Below are 23,076 nucleotides of genomic sequence, written 5' to 3'. Positions count from 1 at the left end.
CAGCCCCCGTCCCCGCCAGGATCGAGGTAGCGATGTGTGATCTCCTGAACCGCCTCTGGGTACATCCCCGGGTCGAGTGGAGTCGGGTCGTCAGAAAGGAACTCCCGGACCTTGCGGAGAAGGTCGTCGCGGAGTTGCAGCGCGGATTTCCCGCATTGTCCGCACTGCTCGGTGATACGCCGGTGGAAGAGGCCCAATGGGCGCTGGAGCAAGCCCTGCTGACCTGCCTCGGGTTCCAGAAAACTTCGCAAAGCAAACGCCCGGCGGTACCGTCCGTCGTCACCCCGATGCCGGTCGCCCGGGCCCGCCAGGACCTCTTCGACGCCCTCGCCGGACGGTGCGAGGCGCCGGAGAGCGGCCTCGGTGAGCTCGCCCGCGCGGCCGGCTGGCCGGTCCCCGAAGCCCTCCGGGCCGTCGTCCTCGCCACCCCCGCCGAGGCCCCCCAGCTGGCCGCCGCCCTCGGGCACGCCCTCATCGGCGGCATCGACGGCTACACCGCCCTCTACGTACCCGACCCGGCCACCCAGACCAGGCCCCGCCTGGAAGCCGCCCTCAGGGGCCGCATCGCCGCCGTGGGCCACGCGGTCCCCGCCGCTGACGCCGCGTCCTCGCTCCGCTGGGCCCGCTATCTGCTCTCCCTCGACCCCGGCACGGGCGGTCCCGAGGTCCGCCCCGCCTTCGTCGATGACAACCTCTCCGCGCTGCTGCTCCTCCAGGACGAGACGCTGGCCGTCGCCCTGACCGCCCGCCGGCTGAGCCCGCTGGCCGAGCTGACGCCACGTCAGAGCGAACGTCTGGAGGTCACCCTGCTGGCCTGGCTGGAAGGCGGCGGCGCCCCCGAGGCGGCCAGGCTCCTCCACGTCCATCCGCAGACCGTCCGCTACCGGCTGCGCCAGATCGAGAAGCTCTTCGGCCCGGCACTGCGCGACCCCCGTGCCCGCTTCGAACTGGAAATGGCCCTCCGCAGCCGCCGTTTGATGGCCCATGTCCGCAACCGGCGCGCCCGCGCCGGGCGCCGGGCCCGCCCCGTGCCCTCCGGCCTCCGGCCCCCGGGCACGGCCGGGGAAGCGCGGGTCAACGGCCTGTGACCGGCGGCCCGGACGGGCGGGTGGCCGCCCCCTCCCGTACGGGAGCCCGGGGAGCGGCAGCCACCTGCCGGGCGCCGTCAGGAGCAGGCGCGCCCGCCGTTGATGCACACCACCGCCCGGTTCATCAGCCCGTCCGGCATCACATCGATGAAGTCGCCGTGGTCCGTCACCGGTTTACGCAGCTGCTCGGGGAAGCTGTCCACCGCGAAGCTGTCGCCCGGCGGCACGTCGTAGGTCAGCCGCTGGACCAGCTGTGGCACCGCCGTGAAGCCCCGGGGGCAGGCGCCGTCCCGGCGGGCGAAGGCCATGTGGTCGCGGTGGTTGGCGCTGTCCGTCCGGCGGCCGTCCCAGCAACCGGGAAAGACGAGGGTACGGACCACTTGCGAACCCCTCGGGCACAGCGGGTACTTGTCCTTGAGCTGCCGGTTCTCGAAACCGGTGCAGCTCCAGGAGGCGGCGGCGTTCTCCGGCCCGTTGGTGAACGCCTTGGCGTCACCGGTGATCACGCGCAGGAAGCGGGGCATCGGCCGTACGGCCCCCGCCTGGCTGCCTCGGAAGGTCAGGGTCACCGAGGCCGGGGTCAGCACCGACCCGTCGTTGCCGTCGTGTCCGGCACCCGGCCGCCGCACGACGGTGCCGTCCAGCCTGCGGAGCACCGGCCAGTAGTAGGTGGACAGATCACCATTGGCGCAGGTGGTGCCGGCGGCGGCCAGCGACCGGTCGGTGGAGAAGGCGTCGGTGGTGGTGTTCCCGACGTAGTCGTGGGTGTGATGGGCGCCGTTGGAGACGCCCGGTGTCACGATGACGTTGTCGGAGTTGAAGTGGCCGTCCTCGTTGCGCCCGCACGCGCTGGTGAAGGTGCCGGTGGCGGCGCCCCGGCCGCTGGGCGCGGTGAACGGCGGCGCGGCGGTGTCGGCGCCCGGCCGGACGGTGGTGATGTCGAGGAAGTCGTCGGGGGAAGGCCCGTCGTGCCGGAGGGGGTTACGGCCTTGGCCCGGCCCCCGGTTCTGCCCGTGGTCCCGGCCCTGGGGCCGGTTTCCGATCCGGTTCCGGCGCTGGCTCTGGTCCTGGTCCTGGTTCTGCTCCTGGCGTTGACCGGCTCCGGTGGGCTTGGTGGTGCAGGCGCTCAATCGCAGCAATTCGTCCGGGCGTTGGGCGCCGCCGCCGGCGATCGCGTCCGCCATCGCGCCGATGGTCTCGCGGCGCTGCCGCGCGAGGGCACCGAGGAGTTGGCCGCTGTCGCCGCCCGCCGTCATCGCGTGGTAGGCGTCCGAGACCTGGCGGTCGAGGGCGGCCAGCCCTCGGGAGACCTGGGGCTGCGCGCTGCGCGGCATCGTCCGCAGCCGCTCGCCGACATCGGGGCAGGAGATGGTGGCGGCGGTCGCGGCGAGGTGCTGAGGGCCCGGTACGGGGGCCGGGTCGGAGTTGTGGGCCAGTGCGGTGCCGGCGATGACCGCGAGCGTGCCGCCGCCCAGGAGCAGGGCGGCCGCGGCGACCGTCATGCGCGTGCTCAACCGCCGACGTTTGTGGCCCTGTTGACGTTGCCGGATGTGAGGGCGTCGCGGGTGGTGCGTCCGTCGGCTCAAGGAGCTCAAGCGGCTCAAGGGACTCAAGGGGTATCACTCCATTTCGTCCGGTGCGCGGAAGGGATGAGACATGGGGAACGGGATGGTGAGGGGAGTGGGGATGGGAAGGGGAATGGGAACGGAGGGCGGGCCGGGGTATAGGGCCGGAGACCGGTCCGGGGCCATCAGCCGCTGTGCTGCGTGCCGTAGTCGGCCAGGCCGGTCTGCTCCAGGACTGTCATGTGGTCCAGGACGATGGTGTTGGCCCGGTTGGCCAGGGAGCGGACAAGGGAGTTACGGGTCTGGTCGCGGACCAGCGCGACCAGACCGAAGACCTTGCCGTGGGACCGGCGCAGCAGCTCCGCGAAGAGCGGGCCGAAGGCGTCGTCCGAGGCGGTGCCGAGCTGGCCGAGCCAGCCCTGCTGCTCCGCGGTGGGCCGGTCGGGCAGGGGGATGCCCAACGTCCGCCCGGCCTCCACCGAACGGCGGTCCAACTCGGTGTGTCCGGCGACGAGATGGTCGCCCGCGGTGCGTACCGCTGGGGTCCTCCCGCGCTCCTGGGCCTGCCGGCCCGCCGGCATCTCCCACAGCCCGGCCAGCCGGACCTTGCGGACGAAGTCCCGGTCCATCGCGGTCAGCGGACCGTAGCGGGTGGCGACGGTGCCCCCGCCGTCGTCGTCGAAGGCCACCGTGTGGGTGGCCGTGGACGCGCTCTCGCCGAAGAGCCGCACGGGCAGCAACAGCGCCGCGAGCGTGGCCAGCAGTGCGCAGACCACCAGGCCGGTGGCGAGGGTCCGCCCGGAGGCGGCGGATTTCCTGATGCCGGGGATCGACCGCATGCCGGGACGCTAAGCGCCGTACGGGCCGCACGGCGCCGGATCCGCGCCCCTGGACAAATACCGGCCGGGACGACGGCCGCTCTGCTATGGCGCCGCGGCGGGCGGGCCGGGGAGCCGGTCGAGGTCCGGACGGTGCGCGGCCGTCCGCGGCGCTGCTCCTGTGCAGCGCCCTCGGCCTGGCCACCACCACCCGCCCGGTCCCACCGGACCGCATGTGCACGGCCATCCGCAACCATGAGCGCCGTACGGCATTCCTGCCGCAACGCGAACCCGACGCCGCCGGCCGCCCGCGAGCACCGGGCTGATGCGCGAGGGTGACCCGCCCGATTCTTGACGTTCTGCTGGCGAGACAGCGGCACGGGAGGTGCTGACGAACCAGGTTTCAGGAATGGGGAGTTGCGGGCGGCAGATGCGGCGTGGGCGGCGGCCCGCTGACCGAGGTGCTTGGCGACCCGTTGCCGCGTTGCGGGCCGTTAGCCTGTCGCTATGTCAGAGCGTGTCATGCCCGCTCGCCCGGACGGCCTGATCACCCTGGGTGTCGCGGACGCTCTGTGGGTCGAGTTGACGGCCACCAGTGCTGTGCCGACGACTTCTGGGGCATTCACCTGCTCTCCTGCCCATGCTCGGCCGGGGTACGTCCTGCTCGGCGGCCATGTGGTGGCGACGGTGAGGGCGAGCGGCGGCCCGTTTGGTGGGGCGCCGCGGCGGGAGTGCAACGAGGAAACGCCGCTGCGTTGGCGCCAGGGCATCACGAGGGAACTGCAGGGTTGGCTGTACCCGCGTTGCGCACGGGCGGTGGAACTGTCGCCTGCCGTTGGAACAAGCGCGAGGCTACGATCGGGGTCGCCTCAACGGAGCCTCGCTGACACCAACATCGACAACCCGCACCGCCGGGTGCGGTTGAGCTTGTTGGGGTGACCGTGATCACCACTGGGAGTGGTCGCGAAATCATCTGACCGTCTCCGCATCTGTCGGCGGCCACATCATTGGCCGGGCCGACGGCTTCCCCGCTCAAACGCGGAGGGGAGTAACCGACGATGTATTCACGGGTGGCGAGATCGGGTCGTAGATCAAGGTCGGAACTGTATTGGGGATTGCGGCAGTTGTCCTGAATGCGGCTGAGTGTATTGCTTCCGATTCCTTTCTGGGGCGGTGTGTGCTGTGCTACACTTTCACCCCAACGCACCCTCAATGAGTCTCCACTTGACCTGGAGAGTGGAGTGTCGAACGGAGAGAATTTCTCGTTCCAGAGGCCGCTATGAGTCGAAGAAATTCTCTGGAGTATGACGACTAACAACTTTGGGCAGAAGCTGAGGTCGCTTCGACTCCAGCGGGGTCTCTCTCAAAACGACCTGGCGGAACCGGGTTTGTCCGCAGGCTACATCAGCTTGCTGGAGAACGGAAAGAGACCTCCGACTTCAGAGGTGATTTTGAGGATCGCCGCGCGGCTGGATGTCTCCCCGGAAGTCCTGTCCAGTGCCCAGGAGGCATCGGCGCAGCCGAGTGATATCGGTAGCATCGAAGTCGATTACGCGACTCAAGTGATCCTGCTGCGAGGCGACTTGGCGTTTGCTGACGGAGACATTTCCGGGGCTTGTGACTCTTTCGAGGCGGCGCTGGAGAATGCCGTTCACTCAGTGGCAGACCAAATGGAAGCAGTCCATAGGTTGGCGCACGCCTGTGAACATCTTGGCGAGCTCGATAGGGCGGCCGAGCTCTATCGACAATGGCTCGATCTCCATCAGCAGCAGCGCACTTCGGGACGGGTTCACACATGGGTCGTCTGCGCAACGGCGCTGACGAGGTGCATGCTGGAACTCGGCCGGCTGGACGAAGCGGTGGCGTTCGGTGTCGAGGCCCTGGCGCAGGCACGGACTCTTGGAGTTCATGGCGTACCTCCTGCCGTTGAGCTGGCGAGCAGTGTGCAGTACGCCCATCATTGCCGTGGCGGTGGCGGCCGAACGGACATCGATTCTGGAGCCGTTGAAGAGGCTGCCGCGGGGTTCCTCTCCCGTGACGTTCAGGTGGCGGCATATTCCCAGGCTGCCCAGGCCGCGGAGGAGAACGGCGATCAGGAGAGTGCCTACGCCCTTCTCGCCGAGGCTCTCCAAACGAAGGTCATGGACACCCGTGCAGTTGCCGGCGACCGCATCGCGGTGACCGCCATGGCGTACATGGCGCACCAGGGCGGGCGGCTTCCGGCGCAGCCGCAGTCGCATGTGCGCCCGGCCATACAACGCCTTCAGGAATTCGGCACGGCAGTCGACGCATCGCTCGGCACAGCGGGATTCGCCAACATCCTGCTGAACAGCGGGGAATCGGAGGAGGCTCACCGCACGGCCGTCGACGCGCTGGCCACCATGCCCGCGGCATACCGGTTGAGCCGCGCACAGACGGCATTGACCGCCGGTCGGGCGCTTCGTGAGCTGGGTCGGTACAAGCAGGCTCGGGACTCCTACGAGAGCGCATCCACGCAGTTGATCGATATGGGACTGGGCTGGCTGGGGGCGAACGCGCTGTTCGAGCTTGCGGAGATGCTGGAACAAGCGGGTGACGCCTCCGGCGCACTGTCGGTCTACCGGACCGCGTCGAAGACGTTGAGAGTCCCCCGCGGTACCTGAACTTCAGGGCGGTATTCGCAGGGGCCGGATCCGCTTCGCGTGGCTCTTCTGTTCCGCCGTACCTCGAACCGGGATAAAATGGTGGCCACCTTGGCCAGGACACTCCCGGACGGAAACATCCCATGCTCGACTTGGCAATTATGGGCTTCCTTGCAGAAGCCCCACTTCATGGCTATGAGCTGCGCCGTTGCGTTGCTCAGCTCACCGGTCACGTGCGCCCAGTCAGTGATGGATCGCTCTATCCGGCGATCAACCGGCTGGAACGCTATGGATTTGTCACGCGTCATGTGGAGAAGGGATCACAGGGGAGCGTGCGGCGGCGGCATACGTTGTCCCTGACGAGCCAAGGCAAGGATCAGCTGCTCGGGCAATTGCGGAACCCGGGCGAGAAGTTCATCACGGATCGAAATCGGTTCAATGTGGTGCTTGCCTTCCTCGGTCTGGTGCCGGACGTAAGGGAGCAGGCCGCGGTTCTGCAACGTCGCCGGGAGTTCCTCGACCAGCCGGCCAGCTACTTCACCCGGGGCGGCAAGCTGGTCCGTGCAGTGGATACACCCGACAGGTACCGGAAGGGCATGCTCCAGGTTTCCCGGGAATCACGACGGGCCGAAATCGCATGGCTGGACAGCACACTTGCCGAACTCTCCGCCGAAGCGAGCGGTGTATGAGCCGTCGTGGCCGAGGGCTCTCCGCAGCCTCTTTCTGTGGCGCAGTGCCACCATCGAGCGCGATTTCCTCGACGCCGACGTCAGTTTGAGTGGTGCCAGTCCTGGAGCGCCCGTACTTCGGGTTCCGTTGCGCTGGCTTCTTCGATACCTCGGACGACTGCCTCGGCGCCCTGGATGGTGGTGACATAGGGGACGCCCCGTGAAACGGCCGCCGTGCGGAGTTCGCTGCCTTCGGCACGCTCGGGGCGGTTGCCATGGGACGTGTCGATGACCAGCGTGATGTCATCCTCCTGAATGCGCCGGGCGTGCTGCTCTTCGCCGTCACCGTCCTGCACCACGGTGATATCCCTCCCGTTGCGGCGCAGGAATGCTGCGGTGCCCTGTGCCGCCAGGATGCGAAAGCCCAGGCTGGCGAGGCGCTCGGCGAGGAGGATGCCGAGGCTCTCGTCCCGGTCGGCCAGTGCGAGCACTACGGAGCCCTTCATCGGCAGCGCCCCGTGCGCCGCGATCTGGCTCTTTGCGTAGGCACGTCCGAGAGTGATGTCGATACCCATGACTTCGCCGGTCGACTTCATTTCCGGGCCGAGCAGGGGATCGATGCCGCGACCTTCGGGGGTGCGAAACCGGTGAAACGGCAGGACGGCTTCCTTGACGGCGACCGCGGAACGGGCGGGCAGCGTCGCGCCGTCTCCGGTGGCCGGGAGGACGCCCTCCTCACGCAGCTCGGCCAGGGGCGCACCGAGCATGATGCGCGAGGCGGCCTTGGCCAGGGGCACGGCCGTGGCTTTGGACACGAACGGCACGGTGCGGGAAGCGCGCGGGTTGGCCTCCAGGACGTACACGACACCGTCCTTGAGGGCGTATTGGACGTTGAGCAGGCCCGTGCACGCCGATGGCGCGGGCGAGGGCTTCGGTGGAGCGGCGGACCGCCTCCACCTCCTGCCTGCCAAGGGTGGGGGGAGGCAGGACGCAGGCGGAGTCGCCGGAGTGCACGCCGGCTCGTTCGATGTGCTCCATGATGCCGCCGAGGTAGACCTCACGGCCGTCACAGAGCGCATCGACGTCGATCTCGATCGCGTTGTCCAGGAAGTGGTCCACCAGCACCGGGTGTTCGGGGGCGATGTCAGTTGCCCGGTTGATGTACCCCTCCAGGGAGGCTTCGTCGTGGACGACTTCCATCCCGCGCCCGCCCAGCACATAGGAGGGGCGCACAAGGACCGGATAACCGATGTCGTCGGCGATGCGCTTCGCCCCAGCGAAGCTGGTGGCGGTGCCGTACGGGGGAGCGGGCAGCCCGGCGGCGGCCAGGACCTCCCCGAACGCACCGCGGTCCTCCGCGAGGTCGATCGCAGTGGGCGGGGTGCCGAGGACCGGTACTCCGGCGTCGGCGAGCCGCCGCGCCAGGCCGAGCGGCGTCTGGCCACCGAGCTGGACGATGACGCCGGCCACGGCGCCCGAGGTCTGTTCGGCGTGCACCACCTCCAGCACGTCCTCGAACGTGAGCGGTTCGATGTACAGGCGGTCCGAGGTGTCGTAGTCGATGGAGACGGTTTCGGGGTTGCAGTTGACCATCACCGTCTCGTAACCGACCTCGTGCAGCGCCATGGCGGCATGCACGCACGAATAGTCGAACTCGATGCCCTGGCCGATGCGGTTGGGCCCGGAGCCGAGGATGATCACCTTGGGCCGCTGCCGCTGTGCGGCGACTTCGCTCTCGGCGGCGGGGTCGGACTCGTAGGCCGAGTAGTGGTACGGAGTCCTGGCCGGGAATTCGGCCGCGCAGGTGTCGACGGTCTTGAACGTCGGTCGCACGCCCAGCAGGTGCCGCAACGACCGCACCCGGTCCTCATCGGCCAACTCGGGCCGCAGCAGCGCGATCTGGCGATCGGAGAGGCCGGCGCCCTTGGCGCGACGCAGCAACGCGGCATCCAGAACCGGTGCGTGGACGACCTCGGCGCGCAGTTCGACCAGGGAGGCGATCTGGTCGAGGAACCACGGGTCGATGCCCGAAGCTTCGTGCACCTGCCGCACGGTGGCGCCCTGCCGCAGGGCCCGTTCCACGGTGTACAGCCGGCCGTCGTGCCCCGTGCGCAGCGCCTGGAGCGTGCTTGCGAGGGTGGTGCCTTCGGGGCCGGGCCTGGTCCACGTCCCCGCGCCCGGGGTCTCCATCGACCGCAGTGCCTTGCCGAGCGCTTCGAGGAAGCTGCGGCCCATCGCCATGGCCTCGCCGACGCTCTTCATCGTGGTGGTCAGGCCCGCATCCGCGGTGGGAAACTTCTCGAAAGCGAACCGCGGCACCTTGACCACCACGGTGGGGCGCTCTCTTCGATTGCCGCATTCGCCAGTTCGCCGGTGCAGTCACGGAGATCGATGTAGACAGACTTCATGTTCCCCCTCAACTCGTTTCCGATTGCCTGTGGATCAGGAACATGTTGCTTCGCGGCCCATCTGACGTCCCGTCGGCATGAGGTCCGGCGGGGGAGCGGTAGCGTGCACGCGCTGCGCGATGAGCGTGCCGTGTGTCCTGGGTCGGCGGCGCCGAAGATATTGCGTCCGACGGCGACGCCGGAGGCCATTGCGTCTGTGATGCCGTCGAGGAGTTTCTCCGTTTCGGTGACCACGCCGCCGCCGGCGGTCACGATGGGGATCGGGCTGGCATGGACGACATCGACCATCGTGTATGTGAAGATGGTCGAGCACTATCTGCACGAGTACGGCGGGTACAGCCCGGACCCGCTCACCTTTCTGGCCGCGGTGGCCGCCCGGACACAGTCGATCCGCCTGATGACCGGAGGTATCCAGGCATCCTTCCATCACCCGGTGCAGATAGCGGCGCAAGCCGCACAGGTCGACGTCCTCAGCCACGGGCGACTCGATGTCGGATTCGCTCGCGCCTTCCTTCCTTACGAATTCGACACCTTCGGTGTGCCGATGGAAGGAAGCCGGCAGCGGTACAGGGAAACGGTCGAGGCCGTCCTTCGGTTGTGGACCGAGAAGGGCGTCTCGGAATCCAGCGAGTTCTTCCAGTACTCCGGTGTCAACTCCCTTCCGTCGGTGGTGCAGACGCCGCATCCGCCCACCTGGGCCGCCGGCCTGATGTCGCCGGAGACGTTTTCCTGGGCGGGCGACCGCGGGCTGAACCTCCTCATGGCGTCTCCGCCGCGTGCTGCGGAATTGCCCAAGGCCCGGGAGAACGTAGAGCTCTACACGTCGTGCTTCCAGGAGGCGGCAAGGGAGACCGGGGGATCACCGCGGGTCGCGATGAGCATCCCGCTGATGATCGGTGAGACGGACACAGACGCGGTGGACAGGGCGCTGCCTCGACTTCGGGCGCACTGGCAGGTGTTCGGCGAGGCAGCCGAGTCTCTGCTGCATACGCATTCGTCGGATTACGCGAAGTACCCGCAGATCGTGAAGAGCATCAAGGAGATGACCGACGACGATCTGATCGAGACGGCGATCGTCGGTTCACCGGAGACGGTCACGGAGCGGATCGTCGAGTTCCGGCGCGCGCTGTCCGTGGACACGTTCTTGTGGCACATCGACTACGGCGGCCAGGCGTTCAACGACATGGCCGGCAACCTCCGGCGCTTCCGCGAGCAGGTGCTGCCGCGTCTCCCCGAGTGACGCAGCGGGTCTCTGCGCCGGCAGGCAGGTGAAGCCGGCGCTCGGGGAGGGACTCGACGGACCTCCTCCAGCGGGTGGCGAACGGGAGTCGTCCGCCCCTTCGCCACCCCGGCGCGGCTTCCTGTACTTCCGCACGCCTGTGCTGTCACGCCGTCAGCTCTCGCTCGGCAACCGCTCACACTACGTCGCTTCGAGGTATAGACTTCGAAACATCGCTTCGAGGTATACGACTCGGAAGCTTCTGATGTCACTCAGTAGTCGACGGCCCGGGGCTCGTCGCGCCCGGGCGATGCTCGACTCGAAACGAGGACGGGAGATTCGTGACAGCAACCACGGGTGTCGAACCGACGGCACGAGCTGGTCATCCGCGGCGGCGCGGAGCTCGTCGCATCGCTTCAGGCGCGGCATTTCTGGTCATGGGAATGGTATCGGTGATGAATCTTGCGATACCGACCATCTCTACCAGTGACCTGCATCCGTCGGCGACTCAGTTGTTATGGGTCGTCGACGGATACACCATCGTCTTCGCCTGCTTATTGGTTCCAGCGGGCGCGCTCGCGGACCGTTATGGGCGTAAAGGTTTTCTGCTCGTCGGCCTGACCGTATACGTCATCGGCTGCCTGGCTTCCGGGCTGGCCCCGACGATCGCCTTGCTCCTTGCCGCGCGTTTCTTCACCGGGCTGGGAGCGGCGTTTGTGTTTTCGACGACACTGTCGATCATCGTGAACATCCATACGGAGCAGGAACGTCCCAAGGCGGTCACGGGGTGGACGGTGGCCGTCCAGGCCGCCGGCATGGTGGCTGCCACAGCCGGCGGGGCTCTGGTGCAGTTCGGTGGCTGGCGCATGATGTTCCTGGTGTTCGCCGTTCTGGCGATAGGCGCCACCCTCTGCGTCGCGGCGTATGTGCCCCGGACGCAGAATGTGGACACGAAGGTGGACCTCGCCGGATCGGCGCTCCTGATCGTCGGTCTGACCAGCCTTCTCTACATGATCATCGAGGGTTCCGAACTGGGCTGGACCTCCCCGACCGTCCTTGCCTCCGGAATCATGGGGATCGCGGTCATCGCGTACTACGCGGTGCGTAGCTGGGGCAAGAGGCATGCACTCCTCGACACGGCGCTCTTCCGCATCCCGAAGCTCCGGGCCGGGACGGTCGGAGTAATGGTCGGCTTCCTGGCGATGTTTGCGCTCTTCTACGTCAATTCCCAGTACCTGCAGTTCGCCAAGGGGTACACACCGCTGGTGGCCGGCCTCGCCACGATTCCCATGCCCCTGTGGAATGCCGTGGTCTCGGCGAAAAGCCTGCGGATTGCCGACCGCATCGGCGCGCGTGCAACCATTGCGTCGGGCCTGGCAATCCTGGTCCTCGGCTTGGCTCTGCTGTCAACATTGACTGCGGCGACGCCGTACGCGGTACTCATCGTCTACCTGCTGCTGATGGCAACGGGAATCGGGCTCACCGCACCACTGCTGTCCAATGCCATCATCGGCTCCCTGCCCGCGAACCGTGTCGGGGCCGGATCGGGTCTCAACAGCCTCATGCGCGAGCTCGGGGCGGCGGTGGGCATTGCCACCATGGGAACGATCATCCAGGCCCACTTCTTCTCCCACATCGCGGGCGGCGAACCGCAGCCGTCCGTCTTCTCCAGATTGCTGACCAGCGGCAACACAGAGATGGTTGACAAGTTCGTCAGCTCAGTGGATCTGGGATACCGGACGATCGGCGTCGTTCTGCTGGTGGTGTCAGTGTTCGTCATCGCCTGGTTCCGGAACGAGAATCCAGCCGAATCCGCATAACCGCTGACCGCGAACGCCGTGTCAGCTTGTGATGCCGGGCGCGCCCGCCTCCACGGAGCGGTGCGCCGCGATGACGTCGTCCGGAGCGAATGCACGGTTCACGACAAGCCGACAGGACCGGCGTCCGGGCCGGAGAAGACACACGTATCGGCCCGGCGGAGCCGCTGCGGCCGATCGTCGTACCGCCGCCGACGGTACTCACGGGGCGACTCGCCGTGGAGACCGCGTCGGCCGGGCACGGCTGCGTGGATGAGGAGCCGGGGGGCTGCGAACTCGGACACCCGTGAGCTGGGCCCGTGGGGCCGGCCAGGCCGCGAGCCGTCCTGCCGGTCGCCTTAACGGAGTTTCGCTGACACCAACATCGACAACCCGCACCGCCGGGTGCGGTTGAGCTTCCTGGGCTAGGGGTGCGGGCCAGGGGGCCGTGGACGGGAAGTCCGGTCGGTTCGAGCGATCCGCGGTGGCGCGGTGGCGAAGGCGTCTCGGCAGGGTCGTCCGCGCTGATCGTGGCCTCGCCCACAGGGCCGGGTCGTACGGTGGACCAATGCCTGATCCGACACCCCCCACTACGCCGGCGGCCGTTGCCGCCCCCGCCGAGTCCACGGCTCGGCCCGGCCTGCCCGACGCGGCGGCCGTCCCCGCACCCTCCTCCGGTGGCCGCCGTCCCGTCGCGGCCGTCTTCCGCGCGCTGGCGGCCCTGACCGGGGTCACCGGGATCGTCCTGGACACGATCGACTCCCATGATCTGGGCCGGCTCTTCAGCTACTTCACGATCCAGTCCAACATCGTGTTGGTCCTCGTCTTCGCCTGGTCCGCGCACCGCGCCTGGACCGGTCGTCCCGCCCTCTCGCCGCGGATCACCGGCGCAGCGTTGCTCTACATCTGCATCACCGGGCTCGTCTTCCACTTCGTCCTGTCGAACGACTCCAGCGGCTTCTCCATGACCAGCCACCGGACCCCCATCGAATCGGTCGCCAGTCAGCTCCTCCACACCGCGACCCCCCTCGCCGCGGTCCTCGACCGGCTCCTCTTCACCGACCCCGGCGCCTTCCTGTTCCGCTACGCCTGGCAGTGGCTCATCTACCCGATCCTCTACCTTCCCTTCGCGCTCATCCGTGGCGCCCTCCTCGCCCCCGGCACCGACGGCCGCTACCCCTATCCCTTCCTCGACGTCGACCTCCACGGCTACGCCGGTATCGCCACCAACGCGGTCGTGTTCGCCCTGGCCTTCTACGCCCTGGCCCTCGCCCTCGTCCTCCTCGATCGCATCCGCCCCCGCCTGCGTGGCCCCGGGAGCCGGATGCCGTCCACCGGGTCCGGCCCGCTGGACGCATGACGCCAACGGACGGACGGCACGGCGGTGTTCATGGTCGGCACCGACTCGGGAAGCCAGCCGGTGCAACGTCGGCGACGGCGCCTTCCGTTTCGGCAGCGACCCGGCCATGGGCGGGTTCGGTGACGACGGCCCGGCGAGGACCGGGGACCGAGCCCCTCGGCGCGCCGAGAGCGCACACCGGGCGCCGCGCGGCCGGTTCTCCGGGCGAACGGTGGGGTGTTGTGAGCACGGCCTAGCGGAGGATCTCCTGGGCGCGAGCGGCCGCCAGCCAGGCGGGGAACTCCCCGAGCAGCCGGTCGAAGAGGTCCGCGTCGGGCAGGGCACTGGGCGTGGTGCCGGCGGGGAAGAAGCCGGCGTTGTCGACGATCCTGCGGCGGGGGACCGGGAGTTCGTCCAGCCGGCGGAGGAAGTCGAACTCCCGGTGCTCGGGGTCGCCGAAGCCGATGAACTGCCAGAACAGCGGCAGCCCGGCGGCCTTGCACAGCCACTTCTCGGCAGCGGTCCGGCTGGTGGGCCCACCGTCGGTCTGGAACACCACCAGCGCCGGCGCCTGCGCCCCGGACGCGAGGTAGTGGTCGAGCACGGCGTCCATCCCGGCCTCGTAGTGGGTGCGCCCCATGTGCCCCAGCTGTTCGTGGTAGGCGGCCACCCGCCCCTGGTAGGCGTCCAGGCTGATCTCGTGCACGCCGTCGACGTCGGTGGAGAAGAACACCAGTGGGACGACCGCGTCGTCGTCGAGATGCGCGGAGACCGCCAGGACCTGTTCGGCCAGGTGCTGCATCGTGCCGTCCTTGTAGTACGGGCGCATCGAGCCCGACCGGTCCAGCACCAGGTACACCGCGGCCCGTTGCCCCTGCAGCCCGTGCTTGCGCAGGCTGATCCCCGCCTGCTTGTAGAGGTTCACCAGCGGCGGCGCGGCCTGCTCCACCTTCTCCAGACTCAGCGGACTCATATCGATCGAGCTCCTTTCCTCCGGGGAGCCTACGCATCCCGATGCCGGAGCCATCGCGGTACGTCGCGCGCAGGGCACAACCGGGCGACGCGACGGATGACGCACGGTCGGCCGCAGCTCCCCGCGCGCCCTGACCGGCTACGTCAGACCAGCTATGTCAGACCGGCTACGTCAGACCGGCTACGTCAGACCGGCTACGTCAGACCGGCCGCTCCTGGTCGGTGCGCCGGTGCACGAACGCGTCCTCGACGGCCCGCTCGACGAGGCGGGCGGTGTTCCGGTCCGCCGGGCGCCCCTTGACCAGCGCACTCAGCCGCTGGGCCGGATCGGTGGTCGGCAGCAGGTCCACCGGACCGCGGCTCAGCCGGCCACCGCGGCCGGCCAGCGGAGTCCGTCGAGCGCGGCGTCCACCACCCGCCAGTCGTACCGGTCGGGTTCGGCTGACCCCCTCTCGGCGAGCGCGACCTCCTGCGCGTGCCGATCCGTCCGATCCTCCGGCCCACCGTCGATGCCCCGCTGGCGGAGGAAGGCGTTCCACTCGTCCTCCACGATGCCGTCCACCAACTCGCGGCAGGCGGGACAGGCGGGACAGGCGGGACAGGCGGGGCAGGCGGGCGCACCGCCGTACGCGTATGCGCCGCACTCCGCACAGCGCCGTAGCGCCGCCCCGACCGCAGGTCCGGCCACGATTCCTCCTCCTCCACCGTCGCCGGCTTCGGCACGTGGCACGACCGGCCCTCCCGCGACCTCCTGACGTGCCGGTTCGTCCGGTCTTCGGCGGCTACTGCCGGGCTCCGGCGGGCGACGGCCCGCAGGGCGGTACGGCCGTGGCCGGTACGGGCGGGCGCGGCAACCGGCGGGCGAGGGGCAGGACGGCGGCGCCGAGGAGGCATCCGTAGCAGGTCACCAGGCCGTGCCCGTTCTCCTGGGCGAGCCACATCGCCAGTCCGGCCGCGGGCACGCACAACGCCATCAGCCGTCCCTTGATGTGGGGGCTGGTCAGCAGCAGGCCCGCCGCGAGGGTGGCGGCCAGGAAGTACGTCGCCCCCGAACTGCCGGCGAAGTTGCGCGGGTCGGTGCTCGGGGCCGTCTCGCCGAACAGGGCGTCGATCCGCTGCGGCAGCAGGATGCCGGCGGCGAACAGCAGCAGCATCAGCGGGCCGCGCCAGAACCACTGCGCCAGCGCGGCGATCACGGCCAGGGTGACGATGTTCCAGATGCCACCGAAGAGCCCGCCGTTCTGCATGAACACCGAGGTCACCACCCGCCACCAGCCGGTCTTGCGGGGATCGCCGTCCAGGGCGTCCATCGCTCCGGACCAGGCCAGTTGGAGCACGACCGCGCCGACGGCCACGGCGGTGAGGGCGATCGCCACCCAGGGAACCGGTCGGCGGCGGACGGTGCCCTCGCCGATCAGCAGGATGCCGCACTTGAACATCAACACCATCAGTGCGGCGGTCGTCAGGTTGAAGACAATGGCGTCCAAGTAGATCATCCCCCGTTGAAAATCCCTGGTCACAGGCCGGCGATCACGATAGGCCAAGAAATCCGCGAAGGGACCGCGGGTGCCGGCCGCGGAGCATGATTTTGCCTGTTCGAGCCCGTTTCAGGGGGATCTTTTGGCGGGGAGCGGGTAGCGGAACCGGTCACAGTGGAGGAACGTCGCGGTGTCGCCACCGTCGAACGGTGGGGCGTCGGACGGCGTCAGCGCAGCTTGGCGCCGTAGACGTGGTCCACCGTCATCGTCATGAGCACCCTGCGGTCGGAGACCATCACCGAGCGGTACTCCTCCCAGTCGGGGTGCTCCCCGGCGGCGAGCCGGTAGTAGCGCACCAGCGCCTCGACCTCGGGGCCGTGCGGCTCCGTCCCCGGGCCGGTGAGCGTCACCGCGCCCTCGGCGGTGGCCCAGGACCCGCCGTCGGCGCTGGTGACCTCCAGCGCGGCTCGTGGGTCCCGGCGCAGATTCGCCGTCTTGGCCCGCCCCTCGGTCATCGAGACATAGAGGACGTCGGCCTCCCGGTCGTAGAAGGGCATGACGGGGGAGAGCTGGGGGCGGCCGTCCGACTTGATCGTCGCGAGCACCCCGAGGCGGCTCTCCGCGAGCAGCGCGCGCGGTTGGAAAGGCGTAGCGGTCATGTCCGGTACAGCCGTGGCGGACGGCCGGCTATTCCCGGCGGGGGCACGACGCCGGATACCGGGTGCCGGGCGGTTCCGGCCTTCAACGGCCCGCGTTCGGGCGGGCGTTGGCCGGCAGGGCGCAGGCCGCGGTGCCGCCGGGCATGCGGTGGCGGTTGTCGGCGATCAGGCGGTAGGCGGCGTGCGCGAACCAGCGCACCGGGGGGAGCGTGAGGACGGCGCCGGCGACGGCCCACGGGCCGCCCGCGTTCAGCAGCACCTTGGCGACGGCCCGGGCGCCGCCGTGGACCGTGCCCGTCGGGGTGATCCACAGCACCTCGTGCTCGGCGCGCTGCTGGGTGACCCCGAGTTCCTCCAGGTCCGCGAACTGCCAGGCGGTGATCCGGCAGCGGGGGCGGATGCGTCGCTCGGCGAAGTGCACGGAGGTGGTGCAGAAGCCGCAGTCACCGTCGTAGACGAGTACGGGTCGGGTCCTCGAAGCCGTCATGTGCCCATCATGTCGGGTCGCCGCGATGCGGGACACACCCGGGGATGCCGTATGCCGAGCGCGAACGGCCGACCGACGGGGGAGGGGACGGACGGTCGACGGGGCGGGGCGGACGACCGACGGGGAGGGAAGGGCCGGCCCCTCGCTCCCCGTGGTGGGGTGCTTACGCCTCGTCCTCGGTGCGCTGCTTCTCCTTCAGGCGGGCCGTCTCCTTGCGGACCTCGGCCTGGGTGGCGCGCTCCTTCTGCAGCCACTCGGGGTTCTCCGTCTTCAGCGCGTCGACCTGCTCCGTGGTCAGGGCGTCGGTGACGCCGGCACGGGCCAGACCGGAGATGGAGACGCCCAGCTTCGCGGCGACCACCGGGCGGGGGTGGGGGCCGTTGCGCCGCAGCTCGCGCAGCCACTCGGGCGGATCCGCCTGGAGCGCGTTGAGCTCGGCGCGCGAGACCGCGCCCTCCTGGAACTCGGAGGGGGTGGCCTGGAGGTACACACCCAGCTTCTTCGCCGCGGTGGCGGGCTTCATCGTCTGGGCGGTCTGGTGCGACTTCATGGCTCCAGGGTATCGAGCGTGCGCACCACCTCTGACCACGGCGGGTAACCTGGCGGGGTGACAGGCTCGGAGACTTCGCCCTCGTTCCGGCTCGCGTATGTACCGGGAGTGACACCCGCCAAGTGGGTGCGGATCTGGAACGAGCGCCTGCCGGACGTACCGCTCACCCTGCACCAGGTGTCGGCCGACGAGGCGGCCGAGGTGCTGCGGAGCGGTGCTGCCGACGCGGGTTTCCTGCGGCTGCCGGTCGATCGCACGGACCTCAGCGCGATCCCGCTCTACACCGAGACGTCGGTGGTCGTGGCGCCGAAGGACCACCTGATCGCCGCGTTCGACGAGGTGTCCGTCGACGATCTCGCCGACGAGATCATGCAGCACCCGCTCGACGACACCCTGGACTGGGAGCGGCCCCCTGGGCGGCCCGCGATCGAGCGCCCGGCCACCACGCCGGACGCCCTCGAACTGGTGGCGGCCGGGGTCGGGCTGCTCATCGTCCCGCAGTCGCTGGCCCGGCTGTACCACCGGCGGGACCTCATCTACCGGACGATCACCGGCACGCCCCAGTCCCAGGTCGCGCTGTCGTGGCGCGAGGACCGGACCACCGATCAGGTGGAGGACTTCATCGGGATCGTCCGCGGACGGACGGTGAACAGCTCCCGGGGTCGCCGCACGGCCGACGAGGCGCAGCAGAAGTCGTCCGGCAAGAAGGACCAGAAGGCTCAGCAGGGGCAGCCGGGCGGCAAGGGCGGCGGGGCGGCGCGGGGCAACGCGCCGGCCGGGCGCGGGCCGCGGCGCGGGGCCGGTGCGGCGGCCAAGGACGCGGGCCGGCGCGGTCGGCCGCGCCGGCGGTCCTAGGGCCTGTCGTCAAACTCCCGCCTGCCGGTCGTCGCCCGTCACGCGCCCCCACCCTCGAACCGGCTTCGCACGGCTCGGTCGGGGGACCCCCTTCGCCGCACCGGGCGATGGCCCCAGTACTCCAGTACAGGGGCCATCGCCCGGCACGCCGAGAGCACGCACCGGACACCGCCCGGCCCGCCCTCCGGGCGAACGACGGGAGTTCGACGACGGGCCCTAGGGCCCGTCGTGCGCCCCGGCCTCAGCGGCCCTGGGCGGACTTGACGTTGTCGCCGAAGGTCCAGCCCTTCGCGCCGTCCCAGTTGAGGGACCAGGTCATCAGGCCCTTCAGGCCGTTGCGGTAGGTGTTCCACGCCTGGGCGACCAGGTCCGGGGACATATAGCCGCCGCCCGCGCCGGGCTGGGCGGGCAGGCCGGGCACCTGCTTGTCGTAGGGGACCTTGACGGTGGTGCCCTGGATGGTCAGGCCCTTGTCCAGGCAGTCGGTCTGCCGGGTGAAGCCCTCGACCGTGCCGGCCTCGTAGGAGTCGCCGGAACACCCGTACATGCTGCCGTTGTAGTACTGCATGTTCAGCCACCAGAGGCGGCCGTTGTCGGCGTACTTCTTGATGATCGGCAGGTACGCGCCCCAGATCGAGCCGTAGGTCACGCTGCCACCGGTGACGTAGGCGGTCTCGGGGGCCATGGTGAGGCCGAAGCCCGCGGGCATCTGGGCGAGGATGCCGTCGATGATGCGGATGAGGTTGGCCTGGGAGGGGGACAGCCGGCTGATGTCCCCGCTGCCGCTGAGGCCGGTCTCGATGTCGATGTCGATGCCGTCGAAGTTGTACTTCTTCAGGAGCGGCACGATCGTCGCGACGAAACGGTCCGCGACCGCGGTGGAGTTGAGGTCGATGCCGGCCGTGGCACCGCCGATGGACATCAGGATCGTCGCGCCGTCGCTCTTGGCCTGGCACATCTCGGCCGGGGTCGGCACCTTCACCGTGGCGTCCATGCCGTCCTCCCAGAGAGCGGTGCCGTCCGAGCGGATCACGGGAAACGCGGCGTTGATGACGTTGTAGCCGTGGGCACGGATCTGAGGGTCGGTGATCGGGGTCCAGCCGAACGGCGGGTGGACGCCGTTGGCCGCGCCGTCCCAGTTCTCCCAGTACCCCTGGAGGACCTTTCCGGTGGGCTTCGCCTTCACGGCGCAGGTGTCGCCGCGCGGCGCGGCGGTGGCGGGTGCCGCGGCGCCCAGCATCGGCAGGAGGCAGACGGCCGCGAGGCCGGCTTTCAGCAGACGCGCTATCCGACCGGTCACGCTGTGCTCCCTTCGCGCCACGACAGGCGTCGGCGGCGGGGAATCGGGGGGTGGTGCGCACACCGTAGATTGGTCCATACCTTTCGTCAATGGGTATGGGGCAGGCGGGAGTTGGGGTGCGGACGGCCCTCTGGCGAGGGGTCAGGAGTCCTTGTGGCGGGTGCGGCGGGCCCGGGAGGCGGCCTTGATCACGAGCGGGAGGTAGGTGCCGGGGAGCTCGTCCGGTGGAAGCTGGTCCGGTTCGACCAGGCTCTGGGCGAGCGAGCCCTCATGGAGGGCGGTGACCAGCCGGGCGAGCGAGTCGAGAGCGACGGTGGGGCGCCGCCCCAGACGGTCGAAGAGGGCCGCCAGTAGCCCGGCGATCTCCGCGCGGAGGCGACGGTCGTGCTCGGCGAGCGTGCGGGCCGTGTCCGGGTGTCGGATGGCGTGCAGGGTGAACTCCGTCGACAGCAGGTACCAGCGGCGCTCGGTCTCGTCCAGCGCGCTGGTGCGGCTGATCAGCGTGCGCAGCGGGTCCTCGGTGTCCTGCATCTCCTCGACCGCCGCGGCGAGCCGCTCGACCACCCGCCGGGCGTGCAGGTCGAAGAGGGCGAAGAACAACTCTTCCTTGGTGCGGTAGTTGGAGTAGAACGCGCCACGGGTGAGGCCGGCGCGCTCGCAGATCTCCTCGATGGACGCGCCGTGGAAGCCGCGGTCGGCGAACGTCTCCCGCGCCGCCTCCAGTAGGCGTGCGGTGGTCTGCGGGCGGCGCTTGGTCGGTCCCTTGGGCAACGCTTTCCTCCACAGGCATTCAGGCGCCGGCGTGACCCCGCTCACGGTACAACACCGTATGGGATACGGATCTGTATCGCATACGGCCTGCATCCGGGGCATTCCGGGTGTCCGTGAGGCTCATCCGCCATGCCCGTGCGGCCGGTGGTCGGTCACATCCGTGAGGCCGGTACGCCACATGCGTGAGGTTGGTGCGTCGCACCCGTGCGGCCCGTGTGCCATCCCCGTAGGACCCGTGCGGCCCATGCGCCCATCCCGTAGGACCCGTGCGTCCGCACCACTCGCGTCGTCCGACCGGGAACCTAGCGGAGCGTCAGCCACTCCTCGCGGGTCAGCGCGTACTCCACATCGCCCTCTTCGTCGCCCTCGACCCGATAGGGCCACTCCTCGAAGTAGGTGCGGACGTAGGAGAGTCCGCACTTCTCCATCACCCGACGGGAACCCGCGTTCACGGACATGGTGTTCGCGGTGATCCGGTCGTGGCCCAGCTCCCCGAAGCCCTTCTCGATGAGGGCGAGGGCTCCTTCGGTGGCGATCCCCTTGCCCCAGGCAGCCCTGCGCAGGCGGTATCCCAGATCGGCCGAGCCCGCCGGGCTGTCCGCCAGCGGGCGGAGGCAGTGCCAGCCGAGGAACTCCCCGGTCGTGCGCAGATGCGTGGCCCAGAAGCCGCCCGGCAGCATCCGTGCGAAGGAGTCGGCGCGGATCTCGTCCCGGGTCATCGGGCGGCCGCCGGTGATGTACCGCATCACCTCCGGGTCGCTGTCGAGTTCCACCACCAGATCGAGGTCGGCCTCGGTGTCGGCGAACGGCCGGAGGGCCAGGCGGTCGGTCGTCAGGAAGGTGTCCATGGGGGGATGTTCGGTGGGGCCCGACGAGTTGTGCCAATCAATTACCGGGGGAGGAGGGGCGGACGGGCCCACCAGGGCGACTTGACCTTGACGCCGACGTGAAGGTCGAGGGTGGTGGCTGTGCGCACCGCGGCGAGCGCGATCGCACGCCGCTCGGACGTCCCACGCACCGCCAGTGCGCTCACACCACCGAACACCTCGGCATCCTGAACAGGACCAGCAACATGGACACGATCAGCAACACCCACACCGCCAGTAGCAGGGCAGCGGCAAGCAGCAGGGCAGTGGCCAACAGCAGGGTGGAGGGGCGTCCCGCCGTCGAGGACACTCCCGTCGTCGAGGACGCCCCCGTCGTCGTCAATGCCCTCGCCGTCCGCGGTCCCGCCCCTCGTGCCAATGGGGACAACACGGGCGGGAACGCCTTCAACCGCCGTGTCATCGCGGAGTTCCGGGCCAACGGGGGTGTCGTCGGCGGCCCGTTCGCGGGGCAGCGTTTGCTGCTCCTGACCACCACGGGGGCCAGGTCGGGCCTGCCGCGCACCACGCCCGCCTGCTACCTGGCCGAAGCCGACGGCCGGCTCGCCGTCTTCCCTTCCAACGGGGGCGCGGCCACCCCGCCCGCCTGGTACCGCAACCTCACGGCGCACCCCGAGGTCACCGTGGAGGTCGGCAACCGCGTCTTCCGGGCCCTCGCCACGGAGGCCGAGGGAGCGATGCGGGACCGTCTGTGGGACCGGCAGGTCGCGGCCGACCCGCAGTTCGCCGCCTTCCAGGAGCGCGCCGGGCAGCCCATCCCGGTGGTCGTCCTCACGCCGCTCGGCGACCTGGCTTGACCTTTACGTCCACGGCAAGGTTTACGCTTCCTCCTGACCGCGGCCACCAGGAGGGAGCACCATGCGCATCGGGGAAATCGCCCGCATCACCGGCGTCACCACCCGGGCGCTGCGCTACTACGAGGAGCAGGGCCTGCTCCGCCCGGAACGCTCCACCAACGGCTATCGCAGCTACGGGGAGAGCGCCGTGCGGGTCGTGGCCAACATCCGGCTCCTGCTGGCCGCCGGCCTGACGACCGACGATCTGCGGCTGCTCGACGGCTGTCTGCGCGACGAGTTGACCGGCGCGCACGCCTGCGTCGACCCCACCCCCAAGATCGACGTCTTCGAGCAGCGGCTCGCCCTGCTCCAGGCCCGCATCAATGATCTGGTCGGGGTCCGCGACCAGCTCCTGGACCGGCTGTCCGACCTCCGCGCCCGGCCGAACCTGCCAGCCCGGACGCAGGACCTGCCAGCCCAGCCGCGGAGCCTGCCCGCGCAGCCGGACCTGCCCGTGCGGCCGGTCTGTCAGGGTGCTCCGGACGCCGAGCCCGCCGTCGCGGCCTGAACCGAGGCGTGAGCCGGATCTCATACCTGGGGTCCAACGTCATACCCAGGGGTGACCGCCCGGCACCGGAAAGCGCGAACCACGGGCCGACGCCGAACACCGGCCTCGCCAGGCACCGTTGGGGCATGAGCGAATTCAACCGAACGACCAAGCCTTACCGCGGCAGCAGCGCCGTCGAGGGCCGGACCCTTCCGCTCGGCTGTCCGCCGCCGTCGCGGTCATCGTGCACCGCCCGATCGGCGCGACGAGTCGGC

23 protein-coding genes and 2 pseudogenes are annotated in these 23,076 nt (G+C 69.6%); 10 read left to right on the top strand and 15 right to left on the bottom strand.

Annotation, left to right across the window (positions count from 1 at the left end):
• Positions 1-32 precede the first annotated feature (32 nt).
• Entirely contained in the window at positions 33-1,088 is a 1,056-nt protein-coding gene (locus MOV08_RS07445) for a PucR family transcriptional regulator (RefSeq protein WP_275306772.1), read from the top strand.
• Between the two features lie 77 nt (positions 1,089-1,165).
• On the opposite strand, the gene MOV08_RS07440 is transcribed toward MOV08_RS07445, so the two are convergent.
• Together MOV08_RS07440 and MOV08_RS07435 are read right to left on the bottom strand one after the other, a co-directional pair.
• A complete protein-coding gene (locus tag MOV08_RS07440; protein ID WP_275311715.1) occupies positions 1,166-2,590 on the bottom strand; it encodes a DUF1996 domain-containing protein in 1,425 nt (474 codons plus the stop codon).
• A 248-nt stretch (positions 2,591-2,838) separates the two neighbouring features.
• The gene (locus MOV08_RS07435) at positions 2,839-3,492 is read right to left on the bottom strand and encodes a DUF4142 domain-containing protein (RefSeq protein ID WP_275306771.1); all 654 of its coding nucleotides are present in this window, start codon (positions 3,490-3,492) and stop codon (positions 2,839-2,841) included.
• A 134-nt stretch (positions 3,493-3,626) separates the two neighbouring features.
• On the opposite strand from MOV08_RS07435, the pseudogene MOV08_RS07430 reads away from it, so the two are divergent.
• The 3 genes and pseudogenes from MOV08_RS07430 to MOV08_RS07420 form a co-directional block, all read left to right on the top strand.
• Positions 3,627-3,797: pseudogene (locus MOV08_RS07430) on the top strand (DUF6412 domain-containing protein); the annotation flags it as partial.
• Positions 3,798-4,775: 978 nt separating this feature from the next.
• Positions 4,776-6,113, top strand: a complete 1,338-nt coding sequence (locus MOV08_RS07425) for a helix-turn-helix domain-containing protein (protein ID WP_275306770.1) — start codon at positions 4,776-4,778, stop codon at positions 6,111-6,113.
• A 122-nt stretch (positions 6,114-6,235) separates the two neighbouring features.
• On the top strand, positions 6,236-6,781 hold the full coding sequence (locus tag MOV08_RS07420; protein WP_039630497.1) for a PadR family transcriptional regulator: 546 nt from the start codon (positions 6,236-6,238) through the stop codon (positions 6,779-6,781).
• 80 nt (positions 6,782-6,861) lie between these two features.
• Here the strand turns inward: MOV08_RS07420 and carB are convergent.
• Positions 6,862-9,091: pseudogene (gene carB, locus MOV08_RS07415) on the bottom strand (carbamoyl-phosphate synthase large subunit); the annotation flags it as partial.
• The gene (locus MOV08_RS44150; RefSeq protein ID WP_420834136.1) at positions 9,031-9,456 is read right to left on the bottom strand and encodes a hypothetical protein; all 426 of its coding nucleotides are present in this window, start codon (positions 9,454-9,456) and stop codon (positions 9,031-9,033) included. The gene MOV08_RS44150 and the pseudogene carB, both read right to left, overlap by 61 nt.
• Here MOV08_RS44150 and MOV08_RS07410 point away from each other — a divergent pair.
• The 3 genes from MOV08_RS07410 to MOV08_RS07400 all read left to right on the top strand — a co-directional run bounded on the left by MOV08_RS07410 (position 9,368) and on the right by MOV08_RS07400 (position 13,543).
• On the top strand, positions 9,368-10,408 hold the full coding sequence (locus MOV08_RS07410; RefSeq protein ID WP_420834135.1) for an LLM class flavin-dependent oxidoreductase: 1,041 nt from the start codon (positions 9,368-9,370) through the stop codon (positions 10,406-10,408). The genes MOV08_RS44150 and MOV08_RS07410 overlap by 89 nt on opposite strands.
• Positions 10,409-10,728: 320 nt before the next feature.
• A complete protein-coding gene (locus MOV08_RS07405; RefSeq protein WP_275306768.1) occupies positions 10,729-12,207 on the top strand; it encodes an MFS transporter in 1,479 nt (492 codons plus the stop codon).
• Positions 12,208-12,751: 544 nt separating this feature from the next.
• Positions 12,752-13,543, top strand: coding sequence for a Pr6Pr family membrane protein (locus tag MOV08_RS07400; protein WP_039630493.1), 792 nt, complete (start codon positions 12,752-12,754; stop codon positions 13,541-13,543).
• Positions 13,544-13,775: 232 nt separating this feature from the next.
• Here the strand turns inward: MOV08_RS07400 and MOV08_RS07395 are convergent, their stop codons facing one another.
• From MOV08_RS07395 to MOV08_RS07365, 7 genes are all read right to left on the bottom strand, one after another.
• Positions 13,776-14,495, bottom strand: coding sequence for a VWA domain-containing protein (locus tag MOV08_RS07395; protein WP_275306767.1), 720 nt, complete (start codon positions 14,493-14,495; stop codon positions 13,776-13,778).
• A gap of 199 nt (positions 14,496-14,694) precedes the next feature.
• A complete protein-coding gene (locus MOV08_RS07390) occupies positions 14,695-14,844 on the bottom strand; it encodes a hypothetical protein (protein WP_275306766.1) in 150 nt (49 codons plus the stop codon).
• An 11-nt stretch (positions 14,845-14,855) separates the two neighbouring features.
• On the bottom strand, positions 14,856-15,182 hold the full coding sequence (locus MOV08_RS07385) for a hypothetical protein (protein ID WP_275306765.1): 327 nt from the start codon (positions 15,180-15,182) through the stop codon (positions 14,856-14,858).
• Between the two features lie 94 nt (positions 15,183-15,276).
• Positions 15,277-15,990, bottom strand: a complete 714-nt coding sequence (locus MOV08_RS07380) for a hypothetical protein (RefSeq protein WP_052286581.1) — start codon at positions 15,988-15,990, stop codon at positions 15,277-15,279.
• Positions 15,991-16,199: 209 nt separating this feature from the next.
• Positions 16,200-16,631, bottom strand: a complete 432-nt coding sequence (locus MOV08_RS07375) for a PPOX class F420-dependent oxidoreductase (protein WP_039630487.1) — start codon at positions 16,629-16,631, stop codon at positions 16,200-16,202.
• Positions 16,632-16,713: 82 nt separating this feature from the next.
• Complete coding sequence (locus tag MOV08_RS07370; protein WP_039630485.1) at positions 16,714-17,118, bottom strand: thiol-disulfide oxidoreductase DCC family protein; 405 nt, start codon at positions 17,116-17,118, stop codon at positions 16,714-16,716.
• 163 nt (positions 17,119-17,281) lie between these two features.
• On the bottom strand, positions 17,282-17,668 hold the full coding sequence (locus MOV08_RS07365) for a DUF5997 family protein (RefSeq protein WP_275306764.1): 387 nt from the start codon (positions 17,666-17,668) through the stop codon (positions 17,282-17,284).
• A 57-nt stretch (positions 17,669-17,725) separates the two neighbouring features.
• Between MOV08_RS07365 and MOV08_RS07360 the strand changes: the two genes are divergently transcribed.
• Positions 17,726-18,523 (top strand): LysR family substrate-binding domain-containing protein, encoded by a 798-nt coding sequence (locus MOV08_RS07360; protein ID WP_275306763.1) that lies wholly within the window; start codon positions 17,726-17,728, stop codon positions 18,521-18,523.
• 241 nt (positions 18,524-18,764) lie between these two features.
• On the opposite strand, the gene MOV08_RS07355 is transcribed toward MOV08_RS07360, so the two are convergent.
• The 4 genes from MOV08_RS07355 to MOV08_RS07340 form a co-directional block, all read right to left on the bottom strand.
• The gene (locus tag MOV08_RS07355) at positions 18,765-19,763 is read right to left on the bottom strand and encodes a chitinase (protein WP_275311714.1); all 999 of its coding nucleotides are present in this window, start codon (positions 19,761-19,763) and stop codon (positions 18,765-18,767) included.
• Positions 19,764-19,964: 201 nt separating this feature from the next.
• Positions 19,965-20,594, bottom strand: a complete 630-nt coding sequence (locus MOV08_RS07350; protein WP_275306762.1) for a TetR/AcrR family transcriptional regulator — start codon at positions 20,592-20,594, stop codon at positions 19,965-19,967.
• 302 nt (positions 20,595-20,896) lie between these two features.
• Positions 20,897-21,442 carry a GNAT family N-acetyltransferase gene (locus MOV08_RS07345; protein ID WP_275306761.1) on the bottom strand — a complete coding sequence of 182 codons (546 nt, stop codon included), beginning with the start codon at positions 21,440-21,442 and terminating at the stop codon, positions 20,897-20,899.
• A 41-nt stretch (positions 21,443-21,483) separates the two neighbouring features.
• Complete coding sequence (locus tag MOV08_RS07340) at positions 21,484-21,627, bottom strand: hypothetical protein (RefSeq protein WP_275306760.1); 144 nt, start codon at positions 21,625-21,627, stop codon at positions 21,484-21,486.
• 39 nt (positions 21,628-21,666) lie between these two features.
• Between MOV08_RS07340 and MOV08_RS07335 the strand changes: the two genes are divergently transcribed.
• Together MOV08_RS07335 and MOV08_RS07330 are read left to right on the top strand one after the other, a co-directional pair.
• A complete protein-coding gene (locus MOV08_RS07335) occupies positions 21,667-22,275 on the top strand; it encodes a nitroreductase family deazaflavin-dependent oxidoreductase (RefSeq protein ID WP_275306759.1) in 609 nt (202 codons plus the stop codon).
• 61 nt (positions 22,276-22,336) lie between these two features.
• Entirely contained in the window at positions 22,337-22,822 is a 486-nt protein-coding gene (locus tag MOV08_RS07330) for a MerR family transcriptional regulator (protein ID WP_275306758.1), read from the top strand.
• The last annotated feature ends 254 nt before the right edge of the window (positions 22,823-23,076 follow it).

It is taken from the genome of Streptomyces yunnanensis (assembly GCF_029011865.1).
Lineage (GTDB): Bacteria > Actinomycetota > Actinomycetes > Streptomycetales > Streptomycetaceae > Streptomyces > Streptomyces yunnanensis.
This window is presented reverse-complemented; position numbering and strand designations above follow the sequence as displayed.

What these genes read in the sequence shown, in the direction of transcription:
- MOV08_RS07445 (WP_275306772.1), top strand. Translation starts at nt 33, where the DNA reads ATGTGTGATCTCCTGAACCGCCTCTGGGTACATCCCCGGGTCGAGTGG.
- MOV08_RS07440 (WP_275311715.1), bottom strand. Translation starts at nt 2,590, where the DNA reads ATGACGGTCGCCGCGGCCGCCCTGCTCCTGGGCGGCGGCACGCTCGCG.
- MOV08_RS07435 (WP_275306771.1), bottom strand. Translation starts at nt 3,492, where the DNA reads ATGCGGTCGATCCCCGGCATCAGGAAATCCGCCGCCTCCGGGCGGACC.
- MOV08_RS07425 (WP_275306770.1), top strand. Translation starts at nt 4,776, where the DNA reads ATGACGACTAACAACTTTGGGCAGAAGCTGAGGTCGCTTCGACTCCAG.
- MOV08_RS07420 (WP_039630497.1), top strand. Translation starts at nt 6,236, where the DNA reads ATGCTCGACTTGGCAATTATGGGCTTCCTTGCAGAAGCCCCACTTCAT.
- MOV08_RS07410 (WP_420834135.1), top strand. Translation starts at nt 9,368, where the DNA reads ATGCCGTCGAGGAGTTTCTCCGTTTCGGTGACCACGCCGCCGCCGGCG.
- MOV08_RS44150 (WP_420834136.1), bottom strand. Translation starts at nt 9,456, where the DNA reads ATGGTCGATGTCGTCCATGCCAGCCCGATCCCCATCGTGACCGCCGGC.
- MOV08_RS07400 (WP_039630493.1), top strand. Translation starts at nt 12,752, where the DNA reads ATGCCTGATCCGACACCCCCCACTACGCCGGCGGCCGTTGCCGCCCCC.
- MOV08_RS07395 (WP_275306767.1), bottom strand. Translation starts at nt 14,495, where the DNA reads ATGAGTCCGCTGAGTCTGGAGAAGGTGGAGCAGGCCGCGCCGCCGCTG.
- MOV08_RS07380 (WP_052286581.1), bottom strand. Translation starts at nt 15,990, where the DNA reads ATGATCTACTTGGACGCCATTGTCTTCAACCTGACGACCGCCGCACTG.
- MOV08_RS07375 (WP_039630487.1), bottom strand. Translation starts at nt 16,631, where the DNA reads ATGACCGCTACGCCTTTCCAACCGCGCGCGCTGCTCGCGGAGAGCCGC.
- MOV08_RS07370 (WP_039630485.1), bottom strand. Translation starts at nt 17,118, where the DNA reads ATGACGGCTTCGAGGACCCGACCCGTACTCGTCTACGACGGTGACTGC.
- MOV08_RS07365 (WP_275306764.1), bottom strand. Translation starts at nt 17,668, where the DNA reads ATGAAGTCGCACCAGACCGCCCAGACGATGAAGCCCGCCACCGCGGCG.
- MOV08_RS07355 (WP_275311714.1), bottom strand. Translation starts at nt 19,763, where the DNA reads ATGCTGGGCGCCGCGGCACCCGCCACCGCCGCGCCGCGCGGCGACACC.
- MOV08_RS07345 (WP_275306761.1), bottom strand. Translation starts at nt 21,442, where the DNA reads ATGGACACCTTCCTGACGACCGACCGCCTGGCCCTCCGGCCGTTCGCC.
- MOV08_RS07335 (WP_275306759.1), top strand. Translation starts at nt 21,667, where the DNA reads ATGGACACGATCAGCAACACCCACACCGCCAGTAGCAGGGCAGCGGCA.
- MOV08_RS07330 (WP_275306758.1), top strand. Translation starts at nt 22,337, where the DNA reads ATGCGCATCGGGGAAATCGCCCGCATCACCGGCGTCACCACCCGGGCG.